Consider the following 20,943-nt stretch of genomic DNA (forward strand, 5'->3'; position numbering starts at 1 on the left):
CGAACTGGTGCATCCGACGGTGGCCGACGCGACCGGGGCGGGCCGAGCGCCATGAGCGCCGCATGGGTCGCCGGAACGGTCCGGGCCCGGGCCCTCGCCGAACGCTGCGCGGGCACCGCCGGGGCGCGGGAGCTCGCGGCCGGCACCGGCCTCGACGAAGCCCTGCGGCAGCCGGCCGGAACGCCGCACCGGAAGCCCGCGCCGCCGCTGCCCGAACTGGTGCATCCGACGGTGGCCGACGCGACCGGGGCGGGCCGAGCGCCATGAGCGCCGCATGGGTCGCCGGAACGGTCCGGGCCCGGGCCCTAGCCGAACGTTGCGCGGGCACCGCCGGGGCGCGGGAGCTCGCGGCCGGCACCGGCCTCGACGAGGCGTTGCGGCAGCTGGCCGTGACGCCCTACGGGAGGTACGCGCCGCCGGCGGCCGGGCTGCCCGAGGCCCAGCGGGCGGTGTCCGCCACGCTGCTGTGGCATCTGCGGGTGCTGGCGGGCTGGCTGCCGCGCGGCGGGGCCCGCCTGCTCGTGCCGCTGGCCTGCGGCTTCGAGGTCGCCAACGTGGCCGCCCGGCTGGCCGCTGACGGTCGCGGCCCGGGCCCCGCCGAGCCGTACCGGCTCGGCGCCCTGGAGACCGCCTGGCGGCGGCTGGAACGCGCGGGGACCGGCGCGGACCTGCGTGCCGTACTGGCCGCCTCCGCCTGGGGCGATCCGGGGGGCGACTCCGTCGGTGCCGTGCTCACCGGCATGCGGATGGCCGCGGCGCGGCGCACCGCCCTCACGGTGCCCCAGGCGCGCGGCTGGGCGGTGGGGCGCGCGGCGCTGCTGACGGCGCGTGAGCTGTTCGTGCACGAGCGGCCGCTGACGGAGCCGGTGCGGCGCGACGCGGCCCGGCTGCTGGGGACGCGGGCGGCGGACGCCGCCTCGTATCCGCGGTTCCGCGACCTGCTGCCCGCCCCGGCCCGCCGGCTCCTGGCCGATGCCGGGGAGCCGGGCGCGTTGTGGCGGGCCGAGGTGCGCTGGTGGCGCACGCTCCGGGACGACGGTGCCGCCATGCTGCGCGACGTCCGGTACGGTCCCCGCGCGGTCGTCGGCGCGGTCGCCGTGCTGTCCGTGGACGCATGGCGGGTCCGGGCCGCGCTGGAGTCGGCGGCGCGCGGAGGCCGGGTCGGGGAGGCGTTCGATGCCCTGGCCTGAGCCGATGACACCGGTCCGGATGCGCCGGGTGGCGGTGGTCGTGCCCCGGGCGGCGCTGCGGGACGCGCTGGTGCGGATCGCCGAGGCGGGCTGTGTGGAGCTGGACCACGCCGAGGACGCGGCCCCGGGCCCCGCGGCGCTGCGGCTGCGGCGGCTGCGGGGGCGCGCCGGGCCGGCCGCTCCGGAGACCGGTGACACGGCCGTTCTGGCCGTCGCCGCGCCCGACCTGGACCGGCTGGAACAGCGGGACGGCGTGGGGCTGCTGGCCGGCGAGGCCCAGTTGGAGGAACGCGCCGGGAGCGCCGTACGGCGGGGTGAGGTGGCCGCGCTCGCCGGGTGGTGCCCGGCGGCCGAGGTGCCCGGTGTGGCGGGGCGGCTGGCCGCGGCGGGCGGTGCCCTGGTGCCGTTGCCGACGCCGCGCGGCACCGATCCCCCGACCCTGCTGCGGCAGGCCGGACGGGTGTCGTTCACACCGCTGGTGACGACGTACGGCACACCGCGGTACGTGGATCTCGATCCCTCGTGGCCCGCGGGCCTCGCCTATGTCGCGATGTTCGGGATCATGTTCGGCGACGTCGGGCACGGGGCGCTGCTGCTGCTCGCGGCGATGGCGCTGCGCCTCGGCCGGCCCCGGCGGCTCGTACCGCTGCGCCGGCTGTGGCCGTTCCTCGCCGGCGCCGGGCTGGCCTCGATGCTGGCGGGCGCCGCCTACGGGGAGTTCTTCGGGCCGACGGGCCTGCTGCCCGTGCTGTGGCTGGCCCCGCTGGAGAGCCCCGCCCGGCTGCTGACCGCCGCCGTGGTGCTCGGGGCGGGGCTGCTGGCCCTCGCGCACGCCGCCGGCGCGGTGAACCGGGTGCGTGAGGACGGCTGGGCGACCGGGCTGTACGCGGCGTCCGGGTGTGCCGGGCTGCTGTTCTACCTGGGGCTGGCGCCGGCCGCGGCGGGCCTGGTGCTGGACGCGTGGGTGCCGGTGGTGGCCGGAGCCGCGCTCTCCGCGACCGGGCTGGCGCTGCTGGCGTCGGGCCTGTTCCGGGCCACGGCGGGCGGTGGCGCGGGGGTGGCCGAGACGGCCGTGCGGCTCTTCGACGTGGTCGTGCGCGCGGGGACCAACACCCTGTCGTTCGCGCGGCTCGCGGCCTTCGGCCTCACGCACGCCGCGCTCGCCGACCTGGTGTGGCGCGGCACCACCGCGCTGGCCGGCCGCGGGGTGGGCGGGGTGGCGGGCGCGGTGGTGCTGTTCACCGTGGGCACGGCCGTCTCCCTGGGCCTGGAGGCGCTGGTGGCCGGGGTGCAGGCGCTGCGGCTCGCGTTCTACGAGCTCTTCTCCCGGCTCTTCGAGACGGAGGGCCGTCCGTTCCGTCCCTGGCACGTCCCTGCGGCGCAACGTGCCGAGGCGCTGCTACGAAGGTGATCCCATGCTCACCTGGCTGATCGTCCTGCCGGTCCTCCTCGCGGTGCTCGGTGCCGTGGGACTGCTGCGCCGGCGCCGGCCCGGACACGCGGTGCGCTGGCTGCTGGCCACCAACCTCGCCCTGCTGGTGGGCGCCTGTGCCGTCCTGGTCACGGCGCTCACGTCACCCGCGCAGGCCTCGCCGCAGGCGGCGGCGCCGGGCGGCGTGGGCGGCGCCGCCCTGATCGGGGCGGCCATCGCGGTGGCCGGGGCCTCGATCGGGGCCGCCATCGCCGTCGCCTACACGGGTGCCGCCGCGCTGGCCGCGCTCAGCGAACGCCCGGAGATGTTCGGCCGGGCGATGGTGATCGTCGGCCTGGCGGAGGGCATCGCCGTATACGGGCTGGTGGTCGCGATCCTGCTGATCGGAAAGGCCTGACGATGGGCACCGTGGCCGCCATCGGGGCGCGCACGGACGTGGGCGGGCTGGCCCTTGCCGGGGTCGACGTGCTGGTCGCGGAGGATCCGGACGACGTCCGCCGGGCCTGGCGGCGACTCCCGCGCACCGTCGCCCTGGTGATCCTCACGGCACCGGCCGCCGAGGCACTGGGGGCCGGGGTGACGGAGCCGGATCCGTCCCGGCCGCTGACCGTGGTGATGCCGTGATGGCGGCGCCCGTGGACGCGCTGGAACCGGTGCGCGCCGAACTGCTGCGAGCGGCGCGCGCCGAGGCCGGGGCGGCGCTGGACCGGGCGCGGGCCGACGCGGAGGAGACGTTGCGTCTCGCACACGGCACGGCGGACCGGGTGCTCGCGGCGGCCCGCGAGGCCGGCGCGGCGGACGGGGCCGCCTCGGCCGCGGGTGAGCGGATACGGGCGGCCGAGGACGCTTGGGCCGCCGAACTCGCCGCCCGCGCCGAGGTCTACGCGGACCTGCGGGCCGGGGTCCGCGCTGGTGTGCGGCGGGCACTGACCGAGGACGCCCTCGCGCGAAACCGGCTGGTGGCGGCGGCGCGGGCCCTGCTGGGGGCGCGGGCGCGCATCACGGACGCACCGGGCGGCGGGGTGGTAGCCGAGGTGCCCGGACGCCGCGTCGACCTGTCGGCGGACGCCCTCGCCGACCGGGCCCTGGACCGTACGGGCGCACTGGCCGAGCGCCTGTGGGAGCGGCCGTGACCGGCCCGGGCGGCGGGCGGACTCCGGTCGGCGACGGCACACGCGGACGGCCCGGCACCGCACCCGGCACTCCGGACCCGGGCACACCTGTCGCTCCAGGATCGGGCACGCCCAGCACCCCGGCCCCAGGCCCAACCGATGCCCCGGACCGAGGCGCGGGCGGCACTCCGGACCCGCCCGGTGCCCCGGCCCCAGACCGGCGCGGCGGCGGGCCCCGCGTCCTGCGGGTCGCCGGGCCGCTGGTCGAGATGGAGTGCCCCGCCGCGGTCGCCATGCACGATCTCGCCTCGCTGGGCACCGCCGGGCTGCCGGGTGAGGTGGTCGCCGTCCACGGCGACACGGCCACCGTCCAGGCGTACGAGTACACGGGCGGCCTGGCACCCGGACAGCCCGCCGAACCGCTGGGCCGCCCGCTGTCGGTCGTGCTCGGCCCCGGCCTGCTCGGCGGGGTGTTCGACGGCCTGTTGCGGCCCCTGTCCGGCGCCGGTGACCTGCTGCGGCCCGGTGCCGAGGGCGGCGCGCCGGACCGGCGCGCCTGGCCGTTCGTGCCCCGCGTGGCCGCGGGCGCCCGGGTGGCGGCGGGTGACGTCCTGGGGGAGATCGGGGCGCGGGTGCGCCTGAGCCTGCTCGTGCCGGCCGACCGGGCCGGGACGGTGACCGGCGTCGCGGCGGCGGGCGAGTACCGCGCGGACGCCGTGCTCGCCGAGGTGGACGGGCACGGCGTGCGCATGGCGCAGAGCTGGCCGGTCCGCAGACCCCGGCCGGCCGCCGGGCGGCTGCCCGCCGACCAGCCGCTGCACACCGGGCAGCGCGCGGTCGACCTGCTGTTCCCGGTGGCCCGGGGCAGTACGGTCGCCGTGCCGGGCGGCTTCGGCACCGGCAAGACCATGCTGCTGCAGCAGATCGCCAAGTGGTGCGACGCCGACGTGATCGTCTACGTCGGCTGCGGCGAGCGCGGCAACGAGATGGCGGACGTCATCGAGGAACTGTCCGAGCTGGCCGATCCGCGCACCGGAGGACGGCTGTCGGAGCGCACCGTGACGATCGCGAACACCTCCAACATGCCGATGATGGCCCGCGAGGCGAGCGTGCACACGGGCGCGACGGTCGCCGAGTACTTCCGCGACATGGGCCTGGACGTCGTCGTCATCGCCGACTCCACCTCCCGCTGGGCGGAGGCGCTGCGCGAGTTCGCCTCCCGGATGGGCGAACTCCCGGCCGAGGAGGGCTATCCGGCGGGGCTCGCCTCCCGGCTGGCGGCGTTCTACGAGCGGGCCGGCCCGGTGCGCACCCTCGGCGGCGCCTCCGGTTCCGTCACGGTGATCGGTGCCGTGTCCCCGCCGGGCGGTGACCGCACCGAGCCGGTCACCGCGCACACCGAGCGGTTCGTACGGTGCCTGTGGAGCCTGGACCGGGACCTCGCCTACGCCCGCCACTACCCGGCCGTCTCCTGGGTGGACTCCTTCTCCCGGGACGCGGCCGCGCTGGCCGCCGCGCACGCTCGGGCCGGCGATCCCGGGTGGGCGGGCCGGCGGGCCCGGGTGGCCGGTCTGCTCGCCGAGGCGGACCGGCTGGCCGACCTCGTCGGGCTGGTCGGCGTCACGGCCCTGCCGCCCCGTGAGCGGATCAGCGTGCTCGCCGGACGGCTGCTGCGCGAGGCGGTGATCCAGCAGAGCGCGCTGTCACCGGCGGACGCCTACAGCGCGCCCGGGAAGACCGCGGCGCTCGTGGAGGCCGCGCTGTCGGTGATCGACCGCTGTCTTGAGCTGGTCGACGGCGGTACGGGGGCGGACGCGGTCGAGGCGGTCGACTTCACCCCGTTGCTGCGGGCCCGGGAGACCGCCGGGCCCGCCGAGACCGCTCCGGTGGACCGGGCCCGCGACACCGTGCTGGACCGGCTCGGGCGGGCGGCGCCATGAGCGGGTCCCCGGACGTCGAGTACACGGGGGTGCGGGAACTGCGCGGCCCGCTGGTGGTCGTGGAGGGGGTGAGCGGGGTGGGCTGGGACGAGTTCGCCACGATCGCGGTCGGCTCGGGTGAGCGACGGCACGGGCTGGTCCTGGAGGTGGACCGGGACCTCGCCGTGGTGCAGGTGCTGGAGGACACGGCGGGCATGGACCGGACCCGTACCCGGGTGGCCTTCTCGGGCGCGCCCCTGCGCGTCCCGGTCGGCGCCGGCTGGCTGGGCCGGGTCTGCGACGGGCGGGGCGAGCCCGCCGACGGCGGCCCGCCGGTGCTGGGCGCCACCGACGCGGCGGTGGGCGGCACCCCGATCAACCCGGTGCGCCGGGAGCCGCCGAACGAGCCGGTGCTCACCGGCGTGGCCGCCGTGGACGTGCTCACCACCCTGGTGCGGGGACAGAAGCTGCCGGTGTTCTCCGCTGCCGGGCTGCCGCACCTGGAACTGGCCGTGCAGATCGCGGCCCAGGCCGCCTGCGGGGGCGAGCCGTTCGCCGTCGTCTTCGCCGGCATGGGGCTCACCCACGCCGACGCGGCGTTCGTCCGGGCCGGGCTGGCGGAGCGTTCGGCGGCGCGGGACCTGGTGCTGCTGCTCAACACCGCCGACGACCCGGTGATCGAGCGGCTGCTGACACCGCGCATCGCCCTGACGGTGGCCGAGCACCTGGGGTTCACGGAGGGCCGCCATGTGCTGGTGGTGATGACCGACATGACGGCCTACTCGGAGGCGCTGCGCGAGGTGTCCGCCGCGCGCGGCGAGATACCCGCCCGCCGGGCCTATCCGGGGTACCTGTACAGCGACCTGGCGTCCCTCTACGAGCGGTGCGGCCGGATCAGGGGCCGACCGGGTTCGGTGACGGTCCTGCCGGTGCTGACCATGCCGGCGGGGGACATCACCCATCCGGTGCCGGACCTCACCGGTTACATCACGGAGGGCCAGATCGTGCTGTCCGCCGAGGCGCACGCGGCCGGCACCTATCCCCCGGTCGACCCGCTGGCCTCCTTGTCGCGGATGATGCGCAAGGGCGCCGGGGCGGGACGGACCCGCGCCGACCATCCGGATGTCGCGGCGCAGCTGATCGCCGCGCTCGCCCGGTCGCGGCAGGTGCGGGAGCTGGCCGACCTGATCGGGCGGCCGGCGCTCTCCCCGACCGATCTGCGCCATCTGGACCTGGAGGACGCCTTCCGGGAGCGGTTCCTCGCCCAGGACATGACCGAGAGCCGCTCGCTGGACGAGTCCCTGGACCGGGCCTGGGAGGTGCTGCTGACGCTGCCGCGCAGCCAGCTCGGCATGCTCCCGGCCGACCTGCTCGACGCCCGGCGGCCCCCGCCCGCCGGCGGCGCGGACGGGGCGGGGACGCCGTGAGCGGGCGCGGGGGCCGGGTGCCGGTGGGGCGGGCCGGCCGGTTGCGGTTGCGCCGCGGCCTCGCGACCGCCGAGCGCGGGGCCGACCTGCTGGAACGCAAGCTCCGGCTGCTGCTGGACCGGGAGGGTGCGGCGCGCGCGGCGGCCGGGGAGGCGGGCCGCGTCTGGCGGGAGCGGCTGGCCGAGGCGGACACCTGGCTGGTGCGCGGGCTGCTGCTCGGCGGTGAACGGGCGCCGGCCGAGGCGGCTCCGGCGGACCGGGCGCGGGTCGGCGTGCGGTGGGACGCGCTGATGGGCGTACGGCATCCGGCGGCCCTGTCCTGGACGGACCCGGTGCGCGCCCCGGAGGAGCCGGCGCCGCCGAACACCGCGCTGGCGCACGCCGAGACGGCCTACCGGGCCGCCGTGCGGGCCGCCGCCGAACACGCCGTCCACCGGGCCGCCGCCGATCTGCTCGCCGCGGAGGCCGCCCGGACCCGGCAGCGGGTCCGGGCCCTGCGCCGGCACTGGATCCCCCGGCTGCGTCGGGAGCTGGCGGCGGTGGAGCTGGCCCTGGAGGAGGCGGAGCACGAGGAGGCGGTGCGGCGCCGCTGGGCCGCGACGCACGCCGTCCGGTGACGCGAGAGGAGCGGGCAGGCGCCGGCGGGCCCGCGCGGGGCCCGCCGGCCGGGGACGGATCGCCCGTCAGTGCTTGTGCTGGATCTCGACGTGCCGGGCCTCCGCCTTCTCGGCGCCCAGGCCCACACTGACGGTGAGCACGCCGTCGGTGTAGTCGGCCGTGACGTCGTCCTCGTCGGCGCCGCGCGGCAGCGTCACACTGCGGCTCACGGCGCCGTACCGGAACTCGCTGTGGTTCTTGTCCACGTCCCGTTCGGTGCGCTCGGCCTGGACCGTCAGGACCCCTTCGCCGACGACGACGTCGATGTCCTCGGGGGCCATGCCCGGAAGCTCGGCGCGCATGACATAGCGGCCGCTCTCCGTGTAGTCCTCGATGCGCACCGCGGGCATCGTGAACTTGCTGGGAATCGTCTCGAACCAGTCGGGCATGTCCGGGAACGGGAATTTCTGCCTGCGTGTCAATGTGGCCATCGCCGTGACCTCCTCGGCGGTCGTCGGGTCTGCCGACACCTCCAGTGCAGCGCGTGCGGCCCCGTCGCGCGTAGGCCGAACAGCCCTTCTTCCGGGCCCCTGGGTCCTTTCCGACGTCGGCGCCGGTGGCCGGGGACTCCTGGCACTGGCAGTCCGGCCGTACCGGGACTTCCATGGAAGGAGCGGTGGTTCTCCCCCCGTGCCACCGTCGCGAGGAGGCGAGGACGATGAACGTGCTGCCCCGGCCCCCGGCCCCGGCCACCGCGGAGGAGGGACGCGGCCATGGCCGGCTCCGCTGACCGCCGGCCGGTCGTGGTGGGCGTCGATCCGGACCCGGGCCGGCGGATGGCCCTGGCCTGGGCGGCCGACGAGGCGGGCCGGCGGCGGGTCCCGTTGCGCCCGGTGCACGTCGAGGGCGTGCCGACCAGGGGCACCCAGGCGCCGGATGTCCCGTCGTCCTGGGAGCAGTGGAACGACGCGCTGCACCGGGCCGGCAAGCAGGTGCTCGACGACGCCGTGGACTTCGTCACCGCGCGCTGCCCGGACGCCGCCGTCGATCCGCTGCTCGCGGAGGGCGACCCGGTGTGGGTGCTGTGCGAACAGAGCCGCGACGCCACGGCGGTGGTGCTGGGCTCGCGGCATCTGAACCGGACCCAGGAGGTGTTCGGTTCCGCCGCCGTCGCCCTGCCGGTGGCGGCCCACGCGCATTGCCCGGTGGTCGTCGTGCCCGAGCCGGAGCACGTCACCCAGGAGCCCGCGTACTTCGTCGTCGGCGTCGACGGCAGCGAGCGTTCCGCCGTCGCCGTCGACCTGGCGTTCGAGGAGGCCGCGCTGCGCGGAGCCCAGCTGCGGGCGCTGTACGTCTGGCAGCCGGGGCCGCTGCGGATCTTCGACGAGTACGCGGCGCAGCAGGAGTGCCGGCGGCTGCTCTCCGAGACGGTGGCCGGCCGTCGGGCCCGCTATCCGGAGGTGGACCTGCGCCACGAGCTGCTGACCGGGCATCCCGTGCCGGTGCTCGCCGACGCCTCGGCCCACGCGCTGGGGCTGGTGGTGGGTACCCGGGGGCACGGCGGTTTCACGGGCATGATGCTGGGCTCGGTCAGTCAGGGCCTGCTGCGCCACGCCCGCTGCCCCGTCCTGGTCGTTCCGTCGCCGCCGGCGTGAACCGGGGCGGACGGGTCCGTGGACGGCCGCGGACCCCGATGCCCCGCCGGTCGGCACGGCACAGCGGCCCGCGAAGGAGCGCGGGCGGGTGACACGGTCCGCCGCACACCCCGGGAGGAACAGTGAGCAAGCGTGTCCGAACCCTGCCGCGTATCGAGTCCGAGCGCTGCGGCGCCCGGCTGCCGTCCCGTGGAACCGCACGCTCCGAGGCCGTGCGCGCCAAGGGCGGTCACGTCACCCGGGGGTCCCGGGGCGCGTCGGGTGAGTGGATGCTGCTGCCCGGCGGCACATGGCGGCACGTCCGGACGATCCGCGTACCGAGCCTGTTCGGCTGAGGGCGCCGCCCCGCCCGGCGGAGCCCCGGGCTGCCGTGGAACGCCCCCGGCCGGTCGGGCATCCTGGGGGGTGAGTCGGTGAAACGGTGAGGGGAGCCGTAGTGGACGAGCGCGCGCAGGACGGGCGTGAGGCGGAGGCATCCGGGATGTCCCCGCAGTTGCGTCTGGACGCGCTGCTGGACGATCTTCAGACTCAGGTGGCGCAGGTACGGGCGGCACGGGACCGGGTGCACACGCTGCTCGAAGCCGTCCTGGCCGTCGGTTCGGACCTGGACCTGGAAGTGGTGCTGCACCGCATCGTGGAGTCGGCCGTCACCCTGGTCGACGCCCAGTACGGCGCGCTCGGCGTGGTGGGTGACGAGGGCACGATCAAGCAGTTCGTCACGGTCGGCATGGACGAGGAGACCATCGCCCGCATCGGGCACTATCCGCGCGGCGAGGGCATCCTGGGCCTGCTCATCCGTCACCCGGAGCCGCTGCGGCTGGCGGACCTCCACCGGCACGCGGCATCCGTGGGCTTCCCGGCCGGGCATCCGCCGATGAACAGCTTCCTCGGCGCCCCCGTCCGGGTCCGCGAGCAGATCTTCGGCAACCTGTACCTGACGAACAAGCGCAGCGGCGCGGAGTTCGACACCGACGACGAGGCGGTGCTGCGCACCCTGGCGGCGGCGGCCGGCGTGGCGATCGACAACGCCCGGCTGTACGAGGACGCGCAGCGCCGGCAGCGGTGGCTGGCGGCCAGCAACGACCTGACCCGCAGCCTGCTGTCCGGCGCCGAACCGGGGGCGGTGCTGGAGTCCTTCACCGCGAAGGTGCGGGAGGTGGCCGGCGCGGCCCTGGTCACCCTCGCGGTGCCGGTCGGCGACCGCGGTGAGCTGGTCATCGAGGCGGCCTCGGGAGCGGGGGCCGAGAAGGTCAGCGGCCTGGTGCTGCCCCCCTCGGCACTGGCCGCCAAGGTCTTCATCTCGGGTGAGACGATCACCAGCGACGCCCTGAGCGCCGATCCGCGCGCGGAGGGCGGCAGCGCCTCGGTGGTGGAGCTGGGGCCGGCCTTCTTCGTGCCGCTCGGCACCCCGGAGCACATCCGCGGGGTGCTGCAGGTGGCGAACCTGCCCGGCGGTGCCCTCTTCGCCGACGCCGTGAGCGACATGGTCACCGGGTTCGGCAACCAGGCGGCGCTGGCCCTGGACGTCGCCGAGCACCGGCGGGACACCGAGCGGATGGTGGTGCTCGACGACCGTGACCGGATCGCCCGGGACCTGCACGACCTGGTCATCCAGCGGCTGTTCGCGGGGGCGCTGTCGCTGCAGTCGACCCTGGGCCGGGTCTCCGACCGGCCGCAGGCGAGCGAGCGGATCCAGCGGGTGGTGGACGACCTGGACGACACCATCAAGATCATCCGCTCCACCATCTACGCCCTGCGCGAGCGTGACCAGGCGCGACGCGGCAGCGGGCTGCGCGCCCAGCTGGTCGCGGCCACCGAACGGGCCATCGAGTCGCTCGGCTTCGCCCCGGCGCTGCGCATGACCGGGCTGCTGGACACCGTCGTCTCCGCCGAGCAGGGCGAGCAGTTGCTCGCCGTGCTGGGCGAGGCGCTGTCCAACGCGGCCCGGCACGCGCACGCCACGTCGGTCGACGTCGGGGTCGAGGTCACGGACGCCGCCCTGCGGCTGCGGGTGGCCGACAACGGCCGCGGCATCGATCCGGCGGTCACCCGGCGCAGCGGTCTGGTCAATCTGCGCCGGCGCGCGGAGGAGATGGACGGCACGTTCGCCCTGTCCGCGAACGAGCCGAGCGGCACGGTCGTCGAGTGGGCCGTGCCGCTGGCCCCGTGACCATCAGGGCGCGCTCAGCCGTCCCAGGTCCAGTCGGCCACCTCGGGCAGGTCCGTCCCGTGCTCGCGGATCCACAGGTGGTGACGCTGGCGGGTGTCCTCCATGTGCTGGCGTACGGCCGCCGCGCGCACCGCCAGTCCGGGGACGCGGTCGATGACGTCCATGACGAGGCGGTAGCGGTCCAGGTCGTTGCTGACCACCATGTCGAACGGCGTGGTCGTGGTGCCGATCTCCTTGTAGCCGCGCACGTGCAGGTTGCGGTGACCGGTGCGCCGGTAGGCCAGGCGGTGGATCAGCCACGGGTAGCCGTGGTAGGCGAAGACGACCGGCTTGTCCGGGGTGAACAGCCCGTCGTACTCGAAGTCGTTCATCCCGTGCGGGTGTTCCTCGCTCGGCAGCAGCCGCGCGATGTCCACCACGTTGACCACCCGCACGGCCAGCTCGGGCAGGTGCCGGCGCAGTAGCTGGGCGGCGGCCAGCACCTCCTGGGTGGGCACGTCGCCGGCGCAGCCCAGCACCACGTCCGGGTCCCGTGACCCGTCCTCGGTGCCCGCCCACTCCCAGACGCCGGCGCCGCGCGCGCAGTGCACGCTCGCCTGCTCCATCGGCAGCCAGTCGAAGCAGGGCTGCTTGCCGGCGACGATCACGTTGACGTAGTCGCGGCTGCGCAGGGCGTGGTCGGCCACGGACAGCAGGGTGTTGGCGTCCGGCGGGAAGTAGACCCGGACCGCCTCCGGGCTCTTGTTGAGGATGTGGTCGACGAAGCCGGGGTCCTGGTGCGAGAACCCGTTGTGGTCCTGGCGCCACACATGCGAGGTCAGCAGGTAGTTGAGGGAGGCGATGGGGGCCCGCCAGGGCAGCCGGCGGGTGGTGCGCAGCCACTTGATGTGCTGGTTGACCATCGAGTCGACGATGTGGACGAAGGCCTCGTAGCAGGAGAACAGTCCGTGCCGGCCGGTGAGGAGGTAGCCCTCCAGCCAGCCCTGGCAGGTGTGTTCGGACAGGATCTCCATCACCCGGCCGTGCCGGTCGAGGTGTTCGTCCACTTCGAGGGTCTTGGCCTGCCAGGCCTTGCCGCTGGCCGCGTAGACCGCCTGCAGGCGGTTGGAGGCGGTCTCGTCCGGGCCGACGAGGCGGAAGTCGCGGCGCTCGGTGGTGGCCCGCATGACGTCCTCCAGCATGTCGCCGAGGAGGCGGGTCGGTTCGTGCAGCGTGGCGCCGGGCTTGTCGACCCCGACGGCGTACCGCTCCAGCGGCGGCAGCGGCAGTTCGCGCGCCAGCAGGCCGCCGTTGGCGTGTGGGGTGGCGCCGAGCCGGCGGGGGCCCTCGGGCACGCAGGCCAGGACCTCCGGCCGCGGGGCGCCCCGCTCGTCGAAGAGCTCCTCGGGCCGGTACGAGCGCAGCCACCGCTCCAGTTGCCGCAGGTGCTCGGGGTTGTCCCGGACGGCGGCCAGCGGGACCTGGTGGGCGCGCCAGGTGCCCTCCACGGGCACTCCGTCGACCTCGGCCGGGCCGGTCCAGCCCTTCGGGGTGCGCAGCACGATCACCGGCCAGCGGGGCCGTTCGGTGGCGCCGTTCTCGCGGGCGGCGCGCTGGGCGGTGGCGATGCGGTCCAGGGCGGTGTCCATGGCGGCGGCCATGGCGCGGTGCACGGTGGCCGGGTCGTCGCCGGTGACGTGGATCGGGTCGTGGCCGTAGCCCTTGAGCAGGTCGTCGAGTTCGGCCTCGGGGAGCCGGGCGAGCACGGTCGGGTTGGCGATCTTGTAGCCGTTGAGGTGCAGGATCGGCAGGACGGCGCCGTCGTGGACCGGGTCGAGGAACTTGTTGGAGTGCCAGGAGGCGGCCAGCGGTCCGGTCTCCGCCTCGCCGTCGCCGATGACACAGGCGACGAGGAGGTCCGGGTTGTCGAGCGCGGCGCCGTAGGCGTGGGAGAGCGCGTAGCCGAGTTCGCCGCCCTCGTGGATCGAGCCGGGCGTCTCCGGAGCCACGTGGCTGGGCACCCCGCCGGGGAACGAGAACTGCTTGAAGAGCCGTGCCATGCCGGCCACGTCGCGCGTGATGTCGGGGTACGTCTCGGAGTAGGAGCCCTCGAGCCAGGAGTTGGCGAGCACGGCCGGTCCGCCGTGGCCGGGGCCCCAGACGCACAGGGCGTTCAGGTCGCGGGCCTTGATGACGCGGTTGAGGTGGGTGTGCACCAGGTTGAGGCCGGGTGAGGTGCCCCAGTGGCCGAGCAGCCGCGGCTTGATGTGCTCCGGGCGCAGCGGCTCGGACAGCAGCGGGTTGGCCATGAGGTAGATCTGGCCGACGGCCAGGTAGTTCGCGGCGCGCCAGTGGGCGTCCAGCGACCGCAGCTCCTCCTGCGTGAGGCGGTCGGGCGCCTGCTGGGTGTCGACGGACATCGGGGTTCCTTTCCGTACCGGGTCGGGGACCTGGGCCCTGGGGGTGGGTCGTCATCCGATGCGTTCCCAGCCGCGGCGGGGCGCACGGGTGCCGAGGCGGGTGTCCCGGCTGCGGTAGACGATGTAGGGGCGGGTGAGATAGCCGACCGGCGCGGTGAGCACGTGGACCAGGCGGGTGAAGGGCCAGAAGGCGAACAGCAGCAGCGCGCTGATCGCGTGCAGCTTGTACAGCAGTGGCGCGCCGGCCATGAGGTTGCCGTCCGGTTCCAGGTAGAAGACCGAGCGGAACCAGACGGAGATGGTCTCGCGGTAGTTGTAGCCTCCGCCGACGATGTTGGCGTCGACGGTGGCGGACAGGCCCAGCACGATGGTCGCTGCGAGCGCGACGTACATGGCCTTGTCGTTGCGGGTGGTGGCGGAGAACACCGGGCCGACCGTGCGGCGCCGGTAGATCAGGATGGCCAGTCCGCCCAGCGTGCACACCCCGGCGACGGTGCCGAGGGCGACGGCCATCACGTGGTACGCGGTCTCCGAGACGCCGGCGGCCGCCGTCCAGCTCTCGGGCAGGACCAGGCCGATGACGTGGCCGACCAGCACGATCAGGATGCCGAAGTGGAAGAGCGGGCTGCCGATGCGCAGCAGCCGGTTCTCGTACAGCTCCGAGGAGCGGGTGGTCCAGCCGAACTTGTCGTAGCGGTAGCGCCAGAGGTGGCCGAGGACGAAGAAGGCCAGGGACACGTAGGGCAGGATCACCCAGAGCAGGATGCCGCCGGGTCCGGCCCCGGCGGCCGTGGTGAGGGACGGCGTGACGGACGGCACGGCTGCGGTCATCGCGGGCCTCCTGCGGGGTCGGGCATGAACGGCGACGGCGTGTAGGGGGCGAGCCCGACCTCCTCCTCGGGCGGCCCCTCGGCGGCGAGCCGGGCGACGGCGTCCTGATCGTCGCCCTTGAGCGGCGGCAGGGTGGCGGAGACGGACTCCAGCACCCAGGCCCAGGGCGACTCCTCCGCACGCAGGGCCAGGCGCAGCAGTTCGAGACCGGCGCGGTGCTCGGCGAGCAGCCGGTGCCCGGCGGCCGGGTCGGTGCCGGCGAACTCCAGTACGACGGCGAGATGGTCGGGCAGTTCGTCCTCGGACAGGCTCAGGCCGGCGGCGGCGTAGGCCTGTTTGAGGCGGAGCAGGGCGATACCGCGCTTGCGGGTGTCGCCGTGGGCGTAGTACGTCAGGTACGGGCAGCAGCGCTTGCGGTGGTCGAAGGTGGCGACGTAGGCGGTGGCCAGCTCGGCGGCCGGGGTGCGTTCGGCGTGCCCGGTGAACGCGAGGAGCGGGTCGCGGACCCGGCCGGGCAGTGCGGCGGCGGCGCGGCGGGCCAGGGACAGACGCCGCTCCTGCTGCTCGTCCGGGTAGGCCAGGAGCAGGGACTGCGTCTGCCAGGCGTACGGGTGCCAGGGCTCGGTGCGGGCCGCCGGCCTGAGTCTCCTCTTCATGGCCTGGGCTCGACCTCCCCGCCGGTGTCGCCGCCGTCACCGGCGGTGCCGCCGGAGGCCGGGGGCGGGAAGAGGCCGGGCGGGGAGCCCTTGCCGTCCCAGTTGAGGAGGTTGACGCGGGTGTCCTTGCCGACGGGCGCGGCCGGGGTGTCGGAGGTCTGCCGGTCGCGCAGGGCCCGGTAGTTCTCCACGGCGATGGGTGCGGCGCCCCCGGAGGTCTCCCCGAAGGGGCCGCTGCCTCCCATGCCGGGGCCGCCCTCGTAGTCCAGGCTGCACTCGGTGGCCAGTTCTTCGAGCTTGTGCGCCTGTTCGGCGTGCGCGGACGGGATGACGTACCGCTCGTCGTACTTGGCCAGCGCCAGCAGCCGGTACATGTCGTACATCTGCTCCTCGCCCATGCCGACTCCTTCGGGGATGGTGGCGTCCGGTTCCCGGCCGAGGTTGATGTCGCGCATGTAGGAGCGCATGGCGGCGAGCCGGCGCAGTACGGCGTCGACAGGGGCGGGGTCGCCGGCGGTGAAGAGCTGGGCGAGGTAGTCGACGGGGATGCGCAGCGCGTCGACGGCGGCGAACAGGTTGCGGTGGTCCTCGGCGTCGTGGCCGGTCTCGCGGACCGCGTCGACGACCGGGGAGAGCGGGGGCACGTACCAGACCATGGGCAGGGTGCGGTACTCCGGGTGCAGCGGCAGGGCCACCTTGTACTTGTTGATCAGGGCGTGCACCGGGGAGCGCTGGGCGGCCTCGATCCAGTCCCGGGGGATGCCCGACCGCTCCGCCGCCGCGATCACCCGGGGGTCCTCCGGGTCGAGGAGGACGGAGCGCTGTGCCTCGTACAGGTCGGTGTCGTCGGGGGTGGAGGCGGCCTCCAGGACCTTGTCGGCGTCGTAGAGGACCAGGCCGATGTAGCGCAGCCGGCCGACGCAGGTCTCGGAGCAGACGGTGGGCAGTCCGACCTCGACGCGCGGGAAGCAGAAGGTGCACTTCTCGGCCTTGCCGGTGCGGTGGTTGAAGTAGACCTTCTTGTACGGGCATCCGGTCACGCACATCCGCCAGCCCCGGCAGCGGTCCTGGTCGACGAGGACGATGCCGTCCTCCTCGCGCTTGTAGATCGCGCCGGAGGGGCAGGAGGCCGCGCAGGAGGGGTTGAGGCAGTGCTCGCAGATGCGCGGCAGATAGAACATGAACGTCTGCTCGAACTCCAGCTTGATCTTGTCGGCGACCTGGCCGAGCAGGACGTCCTTCTCGCCGTGCTGGGCCGAACCGCCCAGGTCGTCGTCCCAGTTGGCCGACCAGGAGATCTTCATGTCCTTGCCGGTGATCAGGGACTTGGGGCGGGCCACGGGGGTGTGGTCCTGCAGCGGGGCGTTGGTCAGCGTCTCGTAGTCGTAGGTCCAGGGCTGGTAGTAGTCGTCCAGGGCCGGCAGCACGGGGTTGGAGAAGATGGTGATCAGCTTCTTGAACCGGCCGCCCGCCTTCAGCGAGAGCCGGCCGCGCCGGTTCAGCTCCCAGCCGCCGCGCCACCGCTCCTGGTCCTCGTAGCGCCGGGGGTAGCCCTGGCCGGGGCGGGTCTCGACGTTGTTGAACCACACGTACTCGACGCCGGTGCGGTTGGTCCACGCCTGTTTGCAGGTGACCGAACAGGTGTGGCAGCCGATGCATTTGTCGAGGTTCATCACCATCGCCATCTGGCCCATGACGCGTCCGATGGTGGCTTCGCCGCGGGGCATGTCAGTACTCCACCTCCTGGTCGCGGCGACGGCGGACGACCGTCACCTCGTCGCGCTGGTTGCCGGTGGGGCCGAGATAGTTGAAGGCGTAGGAGAGCTGGGCGTAGCCGCCGATCAGATGGCTCGGTTTGACCAGCAGCCGGGTGAGGGAGTTGTGGATGCCGCCGCGGCGGCCGGTGGTCTCGGTGCGGGGCACGTCGATCAGGCGGTCCTGGGCGTGGTGCATGTAGACGGTGCCCTCGGGCATCCGGTGGGAGACGACCGCGCGGGCGGCGACGACGCCGTTGCGGTTGACCGCCTCGATCCAGTCGTTGTCCCGTACGCCGATCTTCTCGGCGTCCTTCGTGCTCATCCAGATGGTGGGCCCGCCCCGGGACAGCGACAGCATGAACAGGTTGTCCTGGTACTCGGAGTGGATGGACCACTTGTTGTGCGGGGTGAGGTAGCGCACCGCCACGCCGAGTTCGCCGGTGTCCCCGAGCCGTGGCTCTCCGAACAGGGCGTGCATGTTCAACGGCGGGCGGTAGACGGGCAGTTGTTCGCCGAGCGCGGTCATCCAGTCGTGGTCGAGGTAGAAGTGCTGGCGGCCGGTGAGGGTGTGCCAGGGTTTGCCGCGCTCGACGTTCACGGTGAACGCGGAGTAGCGGCGCCCGCCGGTCTCCGAGCCGGACCACTCGGGGCTGGTGATGACGGGCACGGGGGCCGCCTGGGTGTCGGCGAAGGTGACCTGCTTGCCCTCGTGTTCGGCGGCCAGGTCGGCGAGCCGGGCGCCGGTGCGGGCCTCCAGGGTGCGGAAACCCTGGGTGGCCAGCTGGCCGTTGGTGGTGCCGGACAGGGCGAGGATCGCCTCGCAGGCGTGCACGTCCCGGGCGAGCTGGGGCCGGCCGTCCGCCACTCCCCCGCGCACGGTGCCGTTCTTGTGCCGCAGGTAGTCGAGTTCGCGCTCCACCTTGAAGGTGACGCCCTTGGTGGTGGCGCCGAGGGTGTCGAGCAGGGGGCCGAGGGCGGTCATCTTCTCGGCGACGGCGCCGTAGTCCCGTTCCACGGTGACGAGTCTCGGCATGGTGCGGCCGGGCACGGGGTCGCACTCGCCGGCCCTCCAGTCCCGGACCCGGCCGTGCGGGGTGGCCAGTTCGTCCGGGGTGTCGTGCAGCAGCGGGGCGGCGATCACGTCCTTGCGCACGCCCAGGTGGCCGGCGGCGAGCCGGCTGAACACGCGGGCGAGGGTGTTGAAGGCGTCCCAGTCGGTGCGGGTCTGCCAGGGCGGGGCGATCGCCGGGTTGAAGGCGTGCACGTAGGGGTGCATGTCGGTGCTGGACAGGTCGTGCTTCTCGTACCAGGTGGCGGCCGGGAGCACCACGTCGGAGAAGACGGTGGTGCTGGTCATCCGGAAGTCCAGGGTGAGCAGCAGGTCGAGCTTGCCGGTGGGGGCCTCCTCCCGCCACACCACGTCCCGGGGGCGGGCCCCGGGCGGCGCCTCGGTGGCGTTCACCGAGGAGTCGGTGCCCAGCAGGTGCTTGAGGAAGTACTCGTTGCCCTTGGCGGAGGAGCCGAGCAGGTTGGCCCGCCAGATCGTGAGCACGCGCGGGAAGTTCTGGGGCGCGTCGGGGTCCTCGCCGGCGAACGTGAGCCGTCCGGCCTTCAGTTCGTCCACCACATGGTCGGCGACCGGCCGGCCGGCCGCCTCCGCCTCGTCGGCGAGGTCGAGCGGGTTGCGGCCGAAGGTCGGGTACGAGGGCATCCAGCCCATCCGGGCCGAGGCGGCGATCACGTCCGCGGTGGTCATCCCGGCGAAGGGGCCGCCGGCGCCGGCCGCCGCGAGGGTGTCGGCGGAGAACGGGTCGTAGCGGTACTGGTCGCTGTGCAGGTACCAGTACGCGGTCTGGATCATCGTCCGCGCGGGCCGGTTCCAGTCGGCGGCGGTGGCGAGCGCCGAGTAGCCGGTGATGGGGCGGACCTTCTCCTGGCCGACGTAGTGCGCCCAGCCGCCGCCGTTGACGCCCTGGCACCCGGTGAGCGTGGTCAGGGTGAGGAAGGCACGGTAGATGGTGTCGGAGTGGAACCAGTGGTTGGTGCCCGCACCCATGATGATCATCGAACGGCCGCGCGACTCCTCGGCGTTGGCGGCGAACTCCCGGGCGATGCGGGCCGCCCGCCCGGCGTCCACCCCGGTGATCGCGGCCTGCCAGGCGGGGGTGTACGGCTCGGTGGCGTCGTCGTACGAGGCGGGCCAGCGGCCGGGCAGGCCCGGGCGGGCAACTCCGTACTGGGCGAGCAGCAGGTCGTACACCGTGGTCACCAGCCGGCCGGCGATCCGCCGCACCGGGACGCCACGCCTGAGCACGCCGGCGCTGCCGTCGGGGGCGTCGAACCGGGGCAGCTCGACCGCCACCGGCGCCTCGCCACCGCCGTCGGCCGTCAGGAGCGGGTCGACGCCGCCGAGGTTCAGGTTCCACCGGCCGGCCCCGCTCTCGCCGAACCGGTCGCCGAGGGTGCCGTTGGGCACGACGGGGACACCCTCGGCGTCCAGCAGCACCGTGCGGAACTCGGCGTGCTCCGCGGCCGCGTGCTCTCCGCCGAGATCGGCGGCGGTCAGGAACTTCCCCGGCGTGTACGTCCCCGTCCCCGGCTCGCGCTCGTCGAGGGCGACCAGGAACGGCAGGTCGGTGAACCGCTTGACGTAGGCGTCGAAGTACGAGGTGCGGCGGTCGGCGAAGAACTCCTTGAGCACCACATGGCCCATGGCCATCGCCAGGGCGCCGTCGGTGCCGGGCTGGGCGGCCAGCCACTCGTCGGCGAACTTCACGTTGTCGGCGTAGTCCGGGGAGACGGCTACGACCTTCTGGCCGCGGTAGCGGGCCTCGGCCATCCAGTGCGCGTCCGGGGTCCGGGTCACCGGCAGGTTGGAGCCCCACATGATCAGATAGCCGGCGTCCCACCAGTCCCCCGACTCCGGTACGTCCGTCTGGTCGCCGAAGACCTGCGGGGAGGCGACCGGCAGGTCGGCGTACCAGTCGTAGAAGGAGAGCATCACGCCGCCGAGCAGCGAGTAGAAGCGGGCACCGGCGGCGTGCGAGACCATCGACATCGCCGGGATCGGCGAGAATCCGGCCAGCCGGTCGGGCCCGTACTCCTTGATGGTGTGCACGTGCGCGGCGGCGACCATCTCCACCGCCTCGTCCCAACTCGCCCGTACCAGGCCGCCCTTGCCGCGCACCGACTTGTAGCGGCGGGAGCGCTCGGGGTCGGAGACGATGTCCGCCCAGGCCACGACGGGGTCGCCGAGCCGGGCCTTGGCCTCGCGGTACATCTGCAGCAGCACACCGCGCACGTACGGGTAGCGGACCCGGGTCGGCGAGTAGGTGTACCAGGAGAAGGCGGCGCCGCGCGGGCAGCCGCGCGGCTCGTACTCGGGGCGGTCGGGGCCGACCGAGGGGTAGTCGGTCTGCTGGGCCTCCCAGGTGATGATGCCGTCCTTGACGTACACCTTCCAGGAGCAGGATCCGGTGCAGTTCACTCCGTGGGTGGAGCGGACCACCTTGTCATGCGACCAGCGGTCCCGGTAGAAGTCGTCGGCCTGCCGGCCGCCCTTGCGGTGCAGGGTGCGCAGGTCCTCGGAGACCTCCGCCCGGGTGAAGTACCGCCGGGAGCGCACCAGCGCCTCCGACAGCCCGCCGTCCAGACCCGGGGGTCCCGGCCTGCGCTTCCCGTCCGGTGCCGGCTCCGTCTCCGTGGCCACCGCTTCGCCCCTTCCCGGGCCTGACGGCCCTTCGGATACTCGCCTCGGTCCCTGTCCCAGGGAACGTCATCGCACGTGCTGTCACAATT

General features: G+C 74.4%; 18 protein-coding genes. 12 read left to right on the forward strand and 6 right to left on the reverse strand.

Features of this window, described 5'->3' with window-relative positions; translation table 11 throughout:
* Positions 1-51 precede the first annotated feature (51 nt).
* From ACFVVO_RS07870 to ACFVVO_RS07910, 9 genes are all read left to right on the forward strand, one after another.
* Positions 52-267, forward strand: a complete 216-nt coding sequence (locus ACFVVO_RS07870; protein WP_390052701.1) for a hypothetical protein — start codon at positions 52-54, stop codon at positions 265-267.
* Positions 264-1,190 carry a hypothetical protein gene (locus ACFVVO_RS07875; protein ID WP_390052702.1) on the forward strand — a complete coding sequence of 309 codons (927 nt, stop codon included), beginning with the start codon at positions 264-266 and terminating at the stop codon, positions 1,188-1,190. The genes ACFVVO_RS07870 and ACFVVO_RS07875 overlap by 4 nt, the downstream gene beginning before the upstream one ends.
* Positions 1,177-2,601, forward strand: coding sequence for a V-type ATPase 116kDa subunit family protein (locus ACFVVO_RS07880; protein ID WP_390052704.1), 1,425 nt, complete (start codon positions 1,177-1,179; stop codon positions 2,599-2,601). Before ACFVVO_RS07875 ends, ACFVVO_RS07880 begins: the two co-directional genes overlap by 14 nt.
* A 4-nt stretch (positions 2,602-2,605) precedes the next feature.
* Complete coding sequence (locus ACFVVO_RS07885; protein WP_390052706.1) at positions 2,606-3,019, forward strand: ATP synthase subunit C; 414 nt, start codon at positions 2,606-2,608, stop codon at positions 3,017-3,019.
* Between the two features lie 2 nt (positions 3,020-3,021).
* A complete protein-coding gene (locus tag ACFVVO_RS07890) occupies positions 3,022-3,246 on the forward strand; it encodes a V-type ATP synthase subunit F (RefSeq protein ID WP_390052708.1) in 225 nt (74 codons plus the stop codon).
* Positions 3,246-3,755, forward strand: a complete 510-nt coding sequence (locus tag ACFVVO_RS07895) for a hypothetical protein (protein ID WP_390052710.1) — start codon at positions 3,246-3,248, stop codon at positions 3,753-3,755. The genes ACFVVO_RS07890 and ACFVVO_RS07895 overlap by 1 nt, the downstream gene beginning before the upstream one ends.
* Positions 3,756-3,976: 221 nt before the next feature.
* Positions 3,977-5,674 carry a V-type ATP synthase subunit A gene (locus ACFVVO_RS07900; RefSeq protein ID WP_390053356.1) on the forward strand — a complete coding sequence of 566 codons (1,698 nt, stop codon included), beginning with the start codon at positions 3,977-3,979 and terminating at the stop codon, positions 5,672-5,674.
* Complete coding sequence (locus ACFVVO_RS07905) at positions 5,671-7,080, forward strand: V-type ATP synthase subunit B (protein ID WP_390052712.1); 1,410 nt, start codon at positions 5,671-5,673, stop codon at positions 7,078-7,080. The genes ACFVVO_RS07900 and ACFVVO_RS07905 overlap by 4 nt, the downstream gene beginning before the upstream one ends.
* A complete protein-coding gene (locus tag ACFVVO_RS07910; protein WP_390052713.1) occupies positions 7,077-7,697 on the forward strand; it encodes a V-type ATP synthase subunit D in 621 nt (206 codons plus the stop codon). Before ACFVVO_RS07905 ends, ACFVVO_RS07910 begins: the two co-directional genes overlap by 4 nt.
* Positions 7,698-7,763: 66 nt before the next feature.
* On the opposite strand, the gene ACFVVO_RS07915 is transcribed toward ACFVVO_RS07910, so the two are convergent.
* Positions 7,764-8,168, reverse strand: coding sequence for an Hsp20/alpha crystallin family protein (locus ACFVVO_RS07915; RefSeq protein ID WP_390052715.1), 405 nt, complete (start codon positions 8,166-8,168; stop codon positions 7,764-7,766).
* 282 nt (positions 8,169-8,450) lie between these two features.
* Here ACFVVO_RS07915 and ACFVVO_RS07920 point away from each other — a divergent pair, with 282 nt between their 5' ends.
* From ACFVVO_RS07920 to ACFVVO_RS07930, 3 genes are all read left to right on the forward strand, one after another.
* Positions 8,451-9,332 (forward strand): universal stress protein, encoded by an 882-nt coding sequence (locus ACFVVO_RS07920; protein WP_390052717.1) that lies wholly within the window; start codon positions 8,451-8,453, stop codon positions 9,330-9,332.
* A gap of 122 nt (positions 9,333-9,454) precedes the next feature.
* Positions 9,455-9,667 (forward strand): hypothetical protein, encoded by a 213-nt coding sequence (locus ACFVVO_RS07925; protein ID WP_390052718.1) that lies wholly within the window; start codon positions 9,455-9,457, stop codon positions 9,665-9,667.
* A 146-nt stretch (positions 9,668-9,813) separates the two neighbouring features.
* Positions 9,814-11,502 carry a GAF domain-containing protein gene (locus ACFVVO_RS07930; protein ID WP_390053358.1) on the forward strand — a complete coding sequence of 563 codons (1,689 nt, stop codon included), beginning with the start codon at positions 9,814-9,816 and terminating at the stop codon, positions 11,500-11,502.
* A 14-nt stretch (positions 11,503-11,516) separates the two neighbouring features.
* Here ACFVVO_RS07930 and ACFVVO_RS07935 read toward each other — a convergent pair whose 3' ends face one another.
* From ACFVVO_RS07935 to ACFVVO_RS07955, 5 genes are read right to left on the reverse strand one after another with little or no spacing between them, the layout of a single operon-like run.
* Complete coding sequence (locus ACFVVO_RS07935; RefSeq protein WP_390052720.1) at positions 11,517-13,901, reverse strand: phosphoketolase; 2,385 nt, start codon at positions 13,899-13,901, stop codon at positions 11,517-11,519.
* A gap of 51 nt (positions 13,902-13,952) precedes the next feature.
* Positions 13,953-14,732 (reverse strand): respiratory nitrate reductase subunit gamma, encoded by a 780-nt coding sequence (gene narI / locus ACFVVO_RS07940; RefSeq protein WP_390052722.1) that lies wholly within the window; start codon positions 14,730-14,732, stop codon positions 13,953-13,955.
* Complete coding sequence (narJ, locus tag ACFVVO_RS07945; protein ID WP_390052723.1) at positions 14,729-15,388, reverse strand: nitrate reductase molybdenum cofactor assembly chaperone; 660 nt, start codon at positions 15,386-15,388, stop codon at positions 14,729-14,731. Before narJ ends, narI begins: the two co-directional genes overlap by 4 nt.
* Complete coding sequence (gene narH / locus ACFVVO_RS07950; protein WP_390052725.1) at positions 15,385-17,115, reverse strand: nitrate reductase subunit beta; 1,731 nt, start codon at positions 17,113-17,115, stop codon at positions 15,385-15,387. Before narH ends, narJ begins: the two co-directional genes overlap by 4 nt.
* A gap of 1 nt (position 17,116) precedes the next feature.
* Entirely contained in the window at positions 17,117-20,854 is a 3,738-nt protein-coding gene (locus tag ACFVVO_RS07955; protein WP_390052726.1) for a nitrate reductase subunit alpha, read from the reverse strand.
* Between the last annotated feature and the right edge of the window lie 89 nt (positions 20,855-20,943).

Origin of the sequence: Streptomyces sp. NPDC058145, from assembly GCF_042884245.1 — a bacterium.
Lineage (GTDB): Bacteria > Actinomycetota > Actinomycetes > Streptomycetales > Streptomycetaceae > Streptomyces.

What these genes read in the sequence shown, in the direction of transcription:
- narJ (WP_390052723.1), bottom strand. Translation starts at nt 15,388, where the DNA reads ATGAAGAGGAGACTCAGGCCGGCGGCCCGCACCGAGCCCTGGCACCCG.
- ACFVVO_RS07915 (WP_390052715.1), bottom strand. Translation starts at nt 8,168, where the DNA reads ATGGCCACATTGACACGCAGGCAGAAATTCCCGTTCCCGGACATGCCC.
- ACFVVO_RS07880 (WP_390052704.1), top strand. Translation starts at nt 1,177, where the DNA reads ATGCCCTGGCCTGAGCCGATGACACCGGTCCGGATGCGCCGGGTGGCG.
- ACFVVO_RS07885 (WP_390052706.1), top strand. Translation starts at nt 2,606, where the DNA reads ATGCTCACCTGGCTGATCGTCCTGCCGGTCCTCCTCGCGGTGCTCGGT.
- ACFVVO_RS07875 (WP_390052702.1), top strand. Translation starts at nt 264, where the DNA reads ATGAGCGCCGCATGGGTCGCCGGAACGGTCCGGGCCCGGGCCCTAGCC.
- ACFVVO_RS07870 (WP_390052701.1), top strand. Translation starts at nt 52, where the DNA reads ATGAGCGCCGCATGGGTCGCCGGAACGGTCCGGGCCCGGGCCCTCGCC.
- ACFVVO_RS07895 (WP_390052710.1), top strand. Translation starts at nt 3,246, where the DNA reads ATGGCGGCGCCCGTGGACGCGCTGGAACCGGTGCGCGCCGAACTGCTG.
- ACFVVO_RS07935 (WP_390052720.1), bottom strand. Translation starts at nt 13,901, where the DNA reads ATGTCCGTCGACACCCAGCAGGCGCCCGACCGCCTCACGCAGGAGGAG.
- ACFVVO_RS07930 (WP_390053358.1), top strand. Translation starts at nt 9,814, where the DNA reads ATGTCCCCGCAGTTGCGTCTGGACGCGCTGCTGGACGATCTTCAGACT.
- narI (WP_390052722.1), bottom strand. Translation starts at nt 14,732, where the DNA reads ATGACCGCAGCCGTGCCGTCCGTCACGCCGTCCCTCACCACGGCCGCC.
- narH (WP_390052725.1), bottom strand. Translation starts at nt 17,115, where the DNA reads ATGCCCCGCGGCGAAGCCACCATCGGACGCGTCATGGGCCAGATGGCG.
- ACFVVO_RS07905 (WP_390052712.1), top strand. Translation starts at nt 5,671, where the DNA reads ATGAGCGGGTCCCCGGACGTCGAGTACACGGGGGTGCGGGAACTGCGC.
- ACFVVO_RS07890 (WP_390052708.1), top strand. Translation starts at nt 3,022, where the DNA reads ATGGGCACCGTGGCCGCCATCGGGGCGCGCACGGACGTGGGCGGGCTG.
- ACFVVO_RS07920 (WP_390052717.1), top strand. Translation starts at nt 8,451, where the DNA reads ATGGCCGGCTCCGCTGACCGCCGGCCGGTCGTGGTGGGCGTCGATCCG.